Below are 12,547 nucleotides of genomic sequence, written 5' to 3'. Positions count from 1 at the left end.
AGAGGGAAAGAGTCATGCGACAGGTGGTGTCATGGGCGTCCGGCGCCTGCGTGGGGTTCGTACGGGCCTGCGCGGTGACGGTCGTCAGCATGCTGGTGCCGGCGGTGTGGGCCGCGGCCGTGGCGTGGGGGATCTGGTGGGGCGCGGCGAACCCCTGGTCATGGGTGGGGCCGCTGGTGCTGGTGTGTGTGGGCACGCTCGCCCTGTCCCGCCCGGTCTGCCGGACCGTCCGGCACCTCGTCGCGAAGTGGACGGCCACCACCGTCCCCGCCGGATACCGGCAGGCCGCGCCGGTGACCCAGCTGTCCACCGGCTACTGGTGGAACGGCCGCTCCTACGAGCGCACCCGCCGCGACGCCCTCCTGGACCAGCGGACGCGGAACCGGTGGAGGGACCCCGCGACCTGGCGCGACCTGCGGTTCACGGCCATCGTGCCGTTCACCGCCGGGGTGGTCGCGGCCGTCCCGCCGGCCGGGATCGCGGTGGCGGTCCTCGGACTCGGCCGGCCGGACCTGGCCCCGCGCCTCGCCGGCGTGCTCGGCCTGGTCGTGGCGATCGCCTCCGCCCCGTACGCCTGGCGGCCCGTCGAGCCGGTGGCCGTCCGCTTCCTGCGCCCCTCGCCCGCGATGCTGCTGGCGGGCCGGGTGGACGAGCTGACCGCCCAGCGCGCGGACACCACGGTCGCGCAGGCCGCCGAGATCCGCCGGATCGAGCGGGACCTGCACGACGGGGCGCAGGCCCGGCTGGTCGGGCTCGGACTCTCCCTGGCGACCGCCGAGAAGCTGATGGAGACCGACCCGGAGCGGGCCAGGGCGCTGCTGCGGGAAGCGCGGGCGGGCGCCACCGCGTCCCTGACCGAACTCCGCGAACTCGTCCGGGGCATCAACCCGCCGGTGCTCAACGAACGCGGGCTGGTCGACGCCGTCCGCGCCTTCGCCCTGGACAGCCCGCTCGAAACGACCGTCGACGCCGATGTGCGGGGGCCCCTGGACCCGCCGGTCGAAGCCGCCCTGTACTTCGGCATCGCCGAACTGGCGGCCAACGCGGCCAAGCACGCCCACGCGACCCGGGCCCGGATCTCCCTCACGCAGGACGACACCGGCCTGGCCGTGGAGGTCGAGGACGACGGCCGGGGCGGGGCCGCAATGCGGCCCGGCGGGGGACTGGAGGGGCTGCGCCGCCGCCTCGCGGTCTTCGACGGCACCGTGGAGATCACCAGCCCGGACGGCGGCCCGACCCGAGTGAGGATGATGGTGCCATGCGCGTCCTCGTAGCCGAAGACCTCTACCTCCTGCGCGACGGGATGGTGCGCCTCATCGAGGCGTACGGACACGAAGTGGTGGCCACGGCGGCCACCGGCCCCGAGACGCTCGACGCGCTGCTCAAGTGGCGGCCGGACGTCTCCGTCGTGGACGTCCGGATGCCGCCGGACCAGTCGGACGAGGGCCTGCGCGCGGCGCTCGCCGCCCGCGCCGAGGTGCCCGGACTGCCGGTCCTGATCCTCTCCCAGCACGTGGAGCAGCTCTACGCCCGCGAGCTGCTGGCCGACGGCGCCGGCGGCATCGGCTACTTCCTCAAGGAGAGCGTCTTCGACGGCGGCCAGTTCGTCGACGCCCTGGAACGCGTCGCCGGCGGCGGGACCGCCATGGACCCGGCCGTCATCGCCAAACTGCTGGCCGGTGGTTCCGCGACCCGGCGGCTCGGCGGGCTCACCGAACGCGAGCACGCCGTCCTCGCCCTGATGGCCGAAGGACTGTCCAATCAGGCCATCGGGCGGCGGCTGTTCCTCAGCGACAGCGCCATCAGCAAATACACCACGTCCATGTTCGGCAAGCTCGGCATCACCGACGACGAGGCGGGCAACCGCCGCGTCCTCGCCGTCCTCGCCTACCTCAACAATCCGTGACCCGCGCCGACCAGGTGACCGGAAGGTGCGTCAGGCCGCGCATCAGGCGGGTGTGGCGCCACGGGAGTTCGCCGGGCGGGACGGCCAGGCGCAGGCCGGGGAAGCGGGTGAGCAGCGCCCGGAAGGCGATCCGCGCCTCCAGGCGGGCCAGCGGCGCACCCAGGCAGTGGTGCGGGCCGTGGCCGAAGGAGAGGTGGCCGGCGGAACGGCCGGGGGTGACCGCGTCCGGGTCGGGGAACCGGGCCGGGTCGCGGTTGGCGGCGCCCGGCGAGACCAGGACGACGTCGCCCGCCGCGATCTCGGCGCCGCCGAGGGTGAGCGGTTCGGCCGCGTACCGGAACGTGGCCGTGGTGATCGGCGAGTCGTAGCGCAGCAGTTCCTCCACGGCGTCCGGGATGAGGGCGGGATCCTGCCGCAGGCGGGTACGGAGCGCGTCGTCCTGGAGGAGCGCGAGCGCGCCGTTGCCGATCAGGCTGGTGGTCGTCTCGTGCCCGGCGACGACCAGCAGGACGGCCAGCGAGACCAGTTCGAACTCGCTGAGCCGGTCGCCCTCGTCGCGCGCGGCGATCAGCTCGGTGAGCAGGTCCGCCCCGGCCCCGGAGCCCGCGGCCCGCTTCTGCGCGATCAGCTCCGCCATGTAGTCGCTGATGGCGTGCGAGGCCGCGTCGATGGTGTCCGGGGCACCGGCCGCGAAGAGGTCGTTGGACCAGCGGCGCAGCGCCGGGCGGTCCTCGCGGGGGACGCCGAGCAGGTCGCCGATGACCTCGATGGGCAGCGGTACGGCGAAGTCCTCGACGAGGTCCGCCGTGTCACCGCGTACGGCCATCGCCTCCAGCAGGCCGTCCGTGATCGCCGCCACCCGCGGCTCCAGGCGGGCCACCGCCGCCGGGGTGAACGCCTTGACGGCCAGGCGGCGCAGCCGGGTGTGGTCCGGCGGGTCGGTGGCCAGCATGGTGGCGCTGACGGCGGGGGCCAGGTTGCGCTTGGACGGCTTGTCGGCGAAGTAGCGGGTGGTGTTTTTGGAGAGCCGGGGCTCCGCCAGCGCGCTGCGGGCCTCGGCCCAGCCGGTGACCAGCCAGGTCGCGCCGTGCGGCCCGGACCGTACCCGCTGGACCGGGCCCCGCGCGCGCAGCGCGGCGAGCAGCGGGTACGGGTCGCGGAAGAACTCCGGTGACTCCATGGGGTGGCTCACGGGTGACCTCAGATTCCTGCGGCGGGCCGGGACTCCGGCGCCGGCGCGGGGCCCGCGCCGGACGCCACGAAGGCGTGCGAGACCCGGCGCAGCCAGCGGGCCTCGTCGATCAGGTTGGTCAGCTCGGGGCGGGTCAGCGTGGCGTCCTCGGCGCTGACCGCGTGCTCGGGCGCGCGCCCGCCGCGCCGCGACTCCAGCGCCGCCGCCAGCACCGCCGCCTCGACCCCGGCGTCCAGCTCCCGCGCGTCCGCCCCGGCGGCGCGCAGCCGCTGCTCGGCGGCGCGCCGGACCTCGTCGCTGCGGTGCGGGCGCAGCGCCAGCATGCCGTCGCGTATCTCGATGACCCGCCGGTAGAGGCGGAACTCGGCGTCGGGCGCCGCGTACATCCGGTCGGTGGCGGTGAGCCGGATCTCCGGCACCGCCGCCGACAGCGCGGCCCACAGCGGGCGCAGGCCGCGGTGCAGATGCCACAGGTGGATCCGCCGCACGGGCCAGGCCAGCGCCGGGCCGATCGCGGGCAGCAGCACGCCGATGACGAGCAACAGGCTGCAGATCGCGGGCAGACCGACGCTGAACGTGCAGGTCGCGGGCGTCACCAGCGAGGTGCACAGCTGCTCGGGCGGCAGCCAGCCGGCGTCGGTCCACAGCCCGACCACATGGACGATCTTGTAGCCGATGTAGACCATGCCCAGCGCGCAGCCGAAGGCGATGACGCGCAGCCCGTACCGGAGGCTGGTGCGCGGCGCGTGCCGGGAGTAGCGCAGGGACTGGCGCAGCAGGTCGACGATCGCGGCGCCGAGGTGCGCGGTGAACACCAGCACATAGATGTTCAGCAGCGGTTCGGTGCGCGGCAGCTCGCCGAAGGTGGGCGCGCCCGGGGCGTCGTCCACCGGCGAGGAGAAGAAGAGGACGGCCATCGCGACCAGGACGACGCCCAGCGTGACGAGCCGGTGGCGCGCCTTGCGGTCCGCGTCCGGCGGCTCCTCGTTGAAGCGCAGCAGCAGGATCGAGATGCAGGTGGCGGCGGCCAGCGTGCTGCAGTTGCCCAGTAGCCGGCCCAGCTTCGGATACACGACGCTCAGCGCGTCACCCACGACGGGCGTCAGGAACACCAGAGAGGCGCCCAGTCCGGTCAGGAAACCGCACAGGGCGCCCAGGCCACGCGGCCGCGGCCGGCGCAGCAGCGGCCGCGCCTTGTACGCGGCCGCCAGCAGCAGGACGGCCGCTATGGACAGGAAGAGAACGTTGACCATCTTCAGTTCTGCCGTCGCTTCGGTGAGCCGAAGACGTCGTCCATGCGGCTGAGGACCTCGGCCTGCTGGGACGTCGCCGGTCGGCGGGCGGGGGTACGGTCGGCGCGGCGCAGGATCAGCGAGGCGATCATCTCGGCTTCCTGCTCGTCCTGGTCGCTGTAGTGGCTGCGGCCGAGGACGGATTCCACCGAGCCGGGGTCGAGGTCGGGCACCAGGGTCTGCGCGACCTCTCCGGAGAGCAGGTTGGAGTGGCCGCTGAGCATGTGGCCGACCTCGTGCAGCACGATGTGGTCGCGGTGCAGCGCGGTGGTGGCCGCGTCGTAGAAGACGTAGTCGGCCCGGCTGGTGGCGATCCACAGGCCGCAGGGCCCGGCGGGCGGGGTGACCTGGGGTTCCAGATGGATCGGGCGGCCGCGCTGTGCGGCGAGCCGGTCCAGGAAGGCACCCAGCTCGAAGGGGCGCGGGATGTGCAGCCCCCGCAGCCGGTCCGAACAGTCTGCCGGCACACGGTCCGGGCGCCGTGTGAACTTCATGGCGTGCTCTCCTTCGGCCTCGGCCATGAAAGGTACACGTGCCAGTCTCATGCAGTGCGGGATGGCCCCTCCCCGGCGGGGTCGTGTGCGGGCCCGCGGGCTGCCGCGGCCCCGGCCGTCCGGTCCCCCGGCCCGTCGGCGGGCGGAGAAGCGGACGGGAAGGGGGATGGGGAAGCGGCCGGGGAGGGCGCGGCGCGTAAGGCGGTCGGCGTCATGGATCAGCGGGCGGTACGCCAGGTTTCTCCCGGATTGCCGGCCGGATCGGCGGCCGGGCCGCCCGTCGTGCCGCCGACATCCGGCAGCCCTTCCAGCTTCCGCACCCGGTCGATCATCTCCAGCACGGCCGTACGGGACTCGGCGGACATGTCCATGAAGCGCGCGGCCATCGCGATGACCCCCGCGTCCTGCATCGCCTCCAGCAGCTCCGGCGGCCGGCCGGACCGGTCGGCGGACGCGCCGCCGGCACCCGTGTCCTGCTGGTCGTGGAAGTGCGCGGCCGGCACGCCGAAGTACTCCGCCAGCGCCTCGATGTGGCGCTTGGTCGGGTTGTCCCGCTTGCCCTTGCGCAGCTGCCAGATGTAGTTGCCGGAGATCACCTGCTCGCCGGCCCTGATGTTGATCTCGGTGGCGACGTCGTTGGCGGACAGTGCTCTGCCCCGCTCACGACTTCGTTCCTGGAACAGCCGGTCCAGCTTTTCGGCCAGGCTGACCGGCCCGCGGTCCTCGTCCCCCATCGCGCCGCGCTCCCTTCAAGGCCAAACGTGAGACTTCCACTGTAGTGGTCCGGTCGTCCGGACGGATCGGCACTCCCACCCCCGTGGGCTGGCACGCTCCGCCCGGAGCCTCTATTCTTCACACCTGAGTCAAAGACTCTGGTGTGACGCGGGGCGGACAGTTCGGACCGGCACGGGGGTGTGGTCCGAACACGTCCGCAACCACGGGTGGGGCTCGCCCCGCCTCCGGGGGAGCCCCACCACACGCTCGCACATGCAGGCGCCATGGCGCCCGGGCGGCGCCACCGCCGTAACGGTTACTTCACGGCGCTCCGCTTCTGCCACTGCTCCCAGGTCTCCTGCCAGACCTCCAGACCGTTGCCCACGTCGGTCTTCTTGGTGCTGGTGGTGTTCTTCACCTCGACCGTGGAGCCGATCGTCAGGAAGTCGTAGGCCCGCTTGGCGTCCGAGGTGGTCATGCCGAAGCAGCCGTGGCTGTTGTTGACCACGCCGATCGACTTGTTCCAGGGCGCCGAGTGCAGGAAGGTGCCCGACGCGGTGAGATGCGTCACCCACTTCGAGTCCAGCATCCACTCGTTGCCGTGGCCGATGGTGGAGGAGTCCATCGTCTCGGCGGCGTTCTTGCTGCGTACGGTGTGCACACCGCCGCGCGTCGGGTCCTGCGGCGAGCCGGCGGAACCGCGGATCGTGCCGACGGGCTTGCCGTCCTCCAGCAGGGTCATCGTGTGCGACGGGACGTCGATGACGGCCTTGTGGTCCGGGCCGATGGTGAACCCGAAGTCGTAGTCGCGCGCGAACCAGCCGCCGTCCTTGCCGGAGTTGATGCCGCCCAGGTCGCCCTTGACGGACACCTTGGTGCCGGACGGCCAGTAGTCCTTCGGCCGCCAGTCGATGCGGTCCTTGCCGGACCAGTCCTTGACCCAGCCCCAGGCGCCCTCCACCTGCGGCTGCGTGGTGACCTTGAGCGACTTCTGGATCTCGGCGCGCTGGTCCTTGGCGACCGGGTGGTCGAAGAGGATCGAGATCGGCATGCCGGTGCCGACGGTCTGCCCGTTGGACGGCGTGTTGGTGAGCTTGTTGACCTTGTCGGCCTTCTCGGTGGTGAAGCTCGCGTCGGCGGCCGACTCCTTGCCGTCGCCGTTCTTCGTCTTGGTGTGCACGGTGTACGTGGTCGCCGGCTTGACCTTGCCGTTCGAGGTCCAGGACGTGCCGTCGCCGGAGAGCCGGCCCTCGACCTTCTCCCCCTTCTCGTCCTTGGCCTCGACGGAGGTGAGGCTGCCGCCGCTGACCTTCACGGATATCGGAGAGCCGAGCGCGGCCGACTTGCTGCCGGCCGCCGGGGTCACGGTCACCTTCGCCGCCGGCTTGTCCGAAGCCTGCGAGCCGCCCTCCGCTCCGCACGCGGTCAGCAGCGCGCCCCCCGCCAGGGCGGCGGACAGCAGGACTGTGCGACGGGCTGATCTGACGTGCACGTGGGGTTCCCTCCAAAGCAACACAACTGGCTGTGGCGGGCACCGCCCCGGCCGCCGGTGCGGTCGTCGGACCGCCGGGCCGGTTGTCGGCAACCGCCGACCATCCAGACGGCTGGACCCGCATGATCGGTTGCCTGGAGAAACGGATATTTGTGTCACAGATTGGTACAGGCGTGCGTCGAACTGGCGGAAGGTGAAATTCCGCTTGGGTGCGGGGAGACGCCGAGGTCCGCGGGCTCACCGGGGAGCCCGCGGACCGGGGTGCTGTCGGCGCGGCCGGCTACGGCGTATGACGGACGGCCTCGATGGTGTTCCCGTCCGGATCCCGGACGAGGGCGCCGCAGAGCGACGCGAGGCACTCGGACCTCAGCCGCGGCGCGTGCGGGGATTCCGCCCCGGCGGCGACAGGGGCGTCGCCGGGGCCGGTGATCAGGACGAGGTCGGAGCGCCCGACCCCTCGGCCGCGTCCGGCTCCTCCGCCGGGGCCTCGGCCGCGTGGCCCGCCAGGACGCAGGTGCGCTTGCGCTGGACGAACCAGTAGTACGTGAAGCCGCCGACGGCGACGATGCCGACGAAGAGGAACGCGCCCCAGCGCAGGTACCAGTGCTGGGGGCCGTTCGCGTTGTAGACCTCGGCGCGCGGCCAGGCCAGGTTGGTGGCCATCGCGGTGCCCCACAGCACGGCGAGGATGTTCACCGGCAGGCCCAGGCGGCCCAGCGAGAACTTGCCCTTGGCCGGTTCCCACCGGCCGCGCAGCCGCCGCACCAGCATCGGCACGGTGACCATCAGATACGCCACGTAGATCATGATGATGGCGATGCTGGTGATCACGGAGAAGATCTGCGGCTGGTTGACGTTGACCAGCAGGATGCAGACCGCGATGCACCCGATGATCACCGCGGGCGCGACCGGCGTCTGGAAGCGCGGGCTGACCCGGGCGAGCAGCGAGGCGGCCGGCAGGTTGGTGTCCCGGGCCATGGCGAACGCCAGCCGGATGCCGGCGGTGTGCACGGCGAGCGCGCACACCGTGATCGCGATGACCACGCACCACAGCATGATGTCGCCGATGGTGGTGCCGAGCGCGCTCAGCACGACGTACTGGAGGCCGTCCACGGCCAGCCGCTTGTCGTGCAGGTCGGGCGTGGCCAGCAGCGCGAACAGCAGGATCAGCCCGCCGATGAGGAACGAGGCGAACAGGGCGCGCAGGATGGCGCGCGGCGCGTTGCGGCCGGGGTCCTTGGACTCCTCGCCGAGCGAGGACGCCGTGTCGAAGCCGTACATGACGTACGCGGAGGCGAGGGAGGCGGTGAGGAACGCGCCGAGGTAGCCCAGCGACTCGCCCCGGCCCAGCGCGTAGGTCTCGGTCACCGCGCCCGGGCCCCGGGTGATGTGCGCGGCCAGCAGCACGATCAGCGCGAGGGCCGCGATCAGCTCGATGGCCACCCCGGCCGAGTTGATCTGCGCCATCAGCTTGACCCCGAACGCGTTGACCAGCGTGGTGAACACCACGAGGGCGGCGCCGAGCAGCACCGCGTTGGCGGCCTGGTCGGTACGGCCGCTGCCGTCGCCGACGAACTGGAAGAACGAGGAGATCTGCGGCAGCGTGACCTGGTAGGCGAGCGCCACCGCGGCCAGCGAGACCATGGTCGCGGTCATCATCATCCAGCCGCCGAGCCAGCCCACGTGCGGTCCGCCGAGCTGCTTCGACCAGTTGTAGACCGAGCCGGCCACCGGGTAGCGGGCGGCCATCTCGCAGAAGCACAGGGCCACCATCAGCTGGCCGCAGAAGACCATCGGCCAGGACCACCAGTAGGCGGGCCCGCCGTGGTTGACGCCGAAGTAGAAGAGCTGGAAGGTGCCGGTGAGGATCGAGATGTAGCTGATGCCGGCCGCGAAGGTGTGGAAGTTGCCGAGGGTGCGTTTGAGTTCGGGCTTGTAGCCGAGTTCGGCGAGCGACTCGTCGTCGCTGGAGGTATCGGTCTCCTCCTCGGCGGGCGCGGTGTCCGCGCCGTCGCCCTGCCCGCCGCCGTCCGCCGTCCCGCCCGCCGCGGGTCCGGCGCCGCTCACTCGAACCACCGCTGCGGCCGGGGCGCGGTGTTGCGCCAGATGTGCTTGGCCTCCTGGTACTCCCCGAGCCCGGCCGGGCCCAGCTCGCGCCCGACGCCGGACTGCTTCATGCCGCCCCACTCGGCCTGCGGGACGTACGGGTGGAAGTCGTTGATCCATACGGTGCCGGCCCGCAGCCGGGCGGCCACCCGGTGCGCACGCTCCGCGTTCTGCGTCCACACCCCCGCGGCCAGCCCGTAGACGGTGTCGTTGGCGAGCGCCACCGCCTCCTCCTCGGTACGGAACCGCTCCACGGTCAGCACCGGACCGAACGATTCGTCACGGATGACGGACATGCCGGGGGAGCACTCGTCCAGCACGGTCGGCAGATAGAAGAAGCCGTCCCGCAGCCGGGGGGCGTCCGGGCGCTCGCCGCCGCAGCGCAACACCGCGCCCTCGGCCAGCCCCGCCGCCACGTACTTCTCCACCTTGTCGCGGTGCTCCGCGGAGATCAGCGGTCCGCTGCGCGCGTCCTCGTCGAACGGCCCGCCCAGCCGGATCGCCCGCGCCCGGCGCACGATCTCGTCCACGAAGTCGTCGTGCAGCTCGTCGTCCACCAGCAGCCGCGCGCCCGCCGAGCAGACCTGCCCGGAGTGCAGGAACACCGCCATCAGCGCGTAGTCGACGGCGGTGTCGAAGTCGGTGTCGGCGAAGACGAGGTTGGGGTTCTTGCCGCCCAGCTCCAGCGCGATCTTCTTCACGGTGGGCGCGGCGGCCGCCATGATGCGCCGCCCGGTGACCAGCCCGCCCGTGAAGGACACCAGGTCCACCCGCTCGTCGGTGGTCAGCGGCGCGCCGACCGCGCCGCCCGCGCCCAGCACCAGGTTGGCCACCCCGTCCGGCAGCCCCGCCTCGGCCAGCGTCCGCATCAGCAGGATCGCGGTGTGCGGGGTCAGTTCACTGGGCTTGAGGACGAACGTGTCGCCCGCGCCGACGGCCGGGGCCACCTTCCACGCCGTCTGCAGCAGCGGATAGTTCCACGGCGTGATCAGCGAGCAGACGCCGACCGGCTCGTACACCACCCGGCTGTCCACCTCCGGCTGCCCGGTGTCCACCACCCGCCCGTCGTTGCCGGACGCCACGAGATCGCCGAAGTAGCGGAAGCAGTTGGCGATGTCGTCCATGTCGTACCGGCTCTCCACGAACCGCTTGCCGGTGTCCAGCGACTCGGCCCGCGCGTACGTGTCCTTGTCGCGCTCCAGCAGACCGGCGACGCGCAGCAGCAGCCGCCCGCGCTCCGCGGCCGGGGTGCGCGGCCACGGCCCGTCGTCGAACGCCGCGCGGGCCGCGGTGACGGCGGCGGCCGCGTCGGCGGCGCCCGCCTCGTCGACGGTGGCGACCAGCGTGCCGTCCGCCGGGCAGCGGATCTCGCGCACCTCCCCGTCGGCCGCGGCGGTCCACTGACCCCCGATGAACAGCTCCGGCATGGGCGAGCCTCCGTGCCTGTGCTCGTGGACGGGCGGCCCGGCCGGACTGCCCCTGGTGACGGTGACCGTACCGAGCGTAGGCGGGGCGGGGTGGGCTCGCACGGCGCGCTGCTCCGGGTGGCCGCCCGGTCCGTCCTGCGTACGGGCAGCCCTGCCGCAGACGGCGGACCGGCCCGCGCGGTGAGGCGCGGGCCGGTCCGGGTGTGCTCCGTGGGTGTCAGACGGCCGTACGGGTGGCCATCGCGCGCAGCTGCTTCTTGTCCGGCTTGCCGGCGTCCGTCAGCGGCAGCTGCTCGACGAACTCGATGTGGGCCGGCTCGTACATCGCGCCGCGCGCCTCGCGCACCATCGCGCGCAGCTGGTCCGCGTCGACGTCCGCGCCGGGGGCGCGCACCACGGCCGCGTACACCTGCTCCATCCGGTCCTCGTCCCGCACACCGAAGACGGCGCTCTGCAGGACGTCCGGGTGCGAGTTGAGCAGGTCCTCCAGCTCGGTGGTGTACACATGGCCGCCCACCACGACGATCATGTCCTTGATGCGGTCGACGATGGTCAGGTAGTCGTCGTCGTCCAGGAAGCCGATGTCGCCGGTGTGCAGCCAGCCGTCGCGCAGCACCTCGGCGGTCAGCTCGGGCTGCTTCCAGTAGCCCTGCATGATGCTCGCCGAACGGACGCAGATCTCGCCGTGCTCACCGCGCGGCAGGTCGCGGCCGTTCTCGTCGCGCACCGCGACCTCGACGTTGGGCAGGATCCGGCCGGCCGAGCGCAGCCGCTCCAGGTTGTCCGGGTCGTGGTCCCCGGCGGGCAGCACGCTGATCCCGCCGGCCTCGTTCTGCCCGTAGAACTGCACCAGCACGGGGCCGAAGCGCCGGACCGCGTCGGCGATGCGGGCGGGCGAGGACTGGCAGCCGCCGTAGGTCAGGCAGCGCAGGCTGGAGGTGTCGGTGGTGGCCGCGTCCGGGTGGTCGGTGAGCTGGTAGAGCAGCGGCGGCAGCAGGAACAGGTGGGTGATCCGCTCCCGCTCGATCGTCGCCAGCACCTCGGCCGGGTCGAAGTCCTCCAGGAGCACCACGAGCCCGTGCTCGCGCAGCGTGACGTCGGCCATCATGCCGGCCGCGTGCGCCAGCGTGGTGCACACCAGCAGCCGGGTCCGCTCCTGGTCGGCGGGGCGCTCCCAGAGCACCTTGGCGTCGCCCGGGTCCTCGTCGTCGACGAAGGTGCGCACCTGCCCGTAGGTGGTGCAGATGCCCTTGGGGTGGCCGGTGGTGCCGCCGGTGTGGCGGATGGTGCAGATGTCGTCGGGGCGGGCGCCGCTCGGGACCGGCTCGTCGCTCTCGGCGGACGCCAGTTCCAGCAGGTCGGTGCCGCTCTTCGCGGGACCCAGGGTCAGCACGGTCGCCACCGGGGCCAGCGCGGTCAGTTCGGCGGCGCGGTCGTCGAACCGGGGGTCGACGATCAGCGCGGCGGTCTCCACGTCCTTGACGATGGTGGCCTGCACGTCGGCCGAGAGCTTGTTGTAGAGGTGGTTGACCCGGCAGCCGATGAGGTTGGCGGCGTAGCGGGCGGCGAGGGTCTCGGGCAGGTTGCCGCTGAGCAGTGTGACGGTCCGGCCGCGGTCGATGCCCTGTCCCCGCATCGCGCGGGCCATGCGGTGGACGAGGGCGCGGAACTCACCCGCGGTGACGCGTCGCCCTTGGTGCACCAGCGCCACGCGCTCGGGGTCGGCCCCCAGCGCGTCGAGGTTCTCCTCCACGTAGGTGCGGAAGTCGTGCGCGGTGTCGGGCATAGGTGATTCCTCCTAGATCCCGGGGCATGACGGCTAGTTAGTTGCCCCGGACAACCATTTCCATGCTAACGGTCGTCGATCAAGGGTTCCAAGTTGACGCGAACGCGCGTTGGCGGGCCTTTTACCGAGGCGGGGATA

Annotated in this window: 10 protein-coding genes; 2 read left to right on the top strand and 8 right to left on the bottom strand. The window is 72.4% G+C overall.

What is annotated here, in order from left to right:
- The first annotated feature begins 14 nt into the window (after nt 1–14).
- Both CP973_RS26780 and CP973_RS26775 read left to right on the top strand, forming a co-directional pair.
- Nucleotides 15–1,274, top strand: a complete 1,260-nt coding sequence (locus tag CP973_RS26780) for a sensor histidine kinase (protein WP_150246357.1) — start codon at nt 15–17, stop codon at nt 1,272–1,274.
- A complete protein-coding gene (locus CP973_RS26775) occupies nt 1,259–1,906 on the top strand; it encodes a response regulator transcription factor (RefSeq protein ID WP_150246354.1) in 648 nt (215 codons plus the stop codon). Before CP973_RS26780 ends, CP973_RS26775 begins: the two co-directional genes overlap by 16 nt.
- Here the strand turns inward: CP973_RS26775 and CP973_RS26770 are convergent.
- The 8 genes from CP973_RS26770 to CP973_RS26730 form a co-directional block, all read right to left on the bottom strand.
- Nucleotides 1,893–3,098, bottom strand: a complete 1,206-nt coding sequence (locus CP973_RS26770) for a cytochrome P450 family protein (protein WP_167538518.1) — start codon at nt 3,096–3,098, stop codon at nt 1,893–1,895. The two genes, CP973_RS26775 and CP973_RS26770, sit on opposite strands and share 14 nt — an antisense overlap.
- 8 nt (nt 3,099–3,106) lie before the next feature.
- Nucleotides 3,107–4,351: an MAB_1171c family putative transporter gene (locus tag CP973_RS26765; protein ID WP_150246351.1), complete on the bottom strand. Its 1,245-nt coding sequence runs from the start codon at nt 4,349–4,351 to the stop codon at nt 3,107–3,109.
- 2 nt (nt 4,352–4,353) lie between these two features.
- Nucleotides 4,354–4,884 (bottom strand): hypothetical protein, encoded by a 531-nt coding sequence (locus CP973_RS26760; RefSeq protein WP_150246348.1) that lies wholly within the window; start codon nt 4,882–4,884, stop codon nt 4,354–4,356.
- Between the two features lie 218 nt (nt 4,885–5,102).
- Entirely contained in the window at nt 5,103–5,618 is a 516-nt protein-coding gene (locus tag CP973_RS26755) for a helix-turn-helix domain-containing protein (RefSeq protein ID WP_208853303.1), read from the bottom strand.
- 296 nt (nt 5,619–5,914) lie between these two features.
- Nucleotides 5,915–7,090, bottom strand: coding sequence for an Ig-like domain-containing protein (locus tag CP973_RS26750; RefSeq protein ID WP_150246344.1), 1,176 nt, complete (start codon nt 7,088–7,090; stop codon nt 5,915–5,917).
- Between the two features lie 429 nt (nt 7,091–7,519).
- Entirely contained in the window at nt 7,520–9,157 is a 1,638-nt protein-coding gene (locus tag CP973_RS26740) for an APC family permease (RefSeq protein WP_150246341.1), read from the bottom strand.
- Entirely contained in the window at nt 9,154–10,623 is a 1,470-nt protein-coding gene (locus tag CP973_RS26735; RefSeq protein WP_150246338.1) for an aldehyde dehydrogenase family protein, read from the bottom strand. The genes CP973_RS26740 and CP973_RS26735 overlap by 4 nt, the downstream gene beginning before the upstream one ends.
- A gap of 217 nt (nt 10,624–10,840) precedes the next feature.
- On the bottom strand, nt 10,841–12,409 hold the full coding sequence (locus CP973_RS26730) for an AMP-binding protein (RefSeq protein ID WP_150246336.1): 1,569 nt from the start codon (nt 12,407–12,409) through the stop codon (nt 10,841–10,843).
- Nucleotides 12,410–12,547: the final 138 nt, after the last annotated feature.

This window comes from Streptomyces albofaciens JCM 4342 (assembly GCF_008634025.1).
Lineage (GTDB): Bacteria > Actinomycetota > Actinomycetes > Streptomycetales > Streptomycetaceae > Streptomyces > Streptomyces albofaciens.
This window is presented reverse-complemented; position numbering and strand designations above follow the sequence as displayed.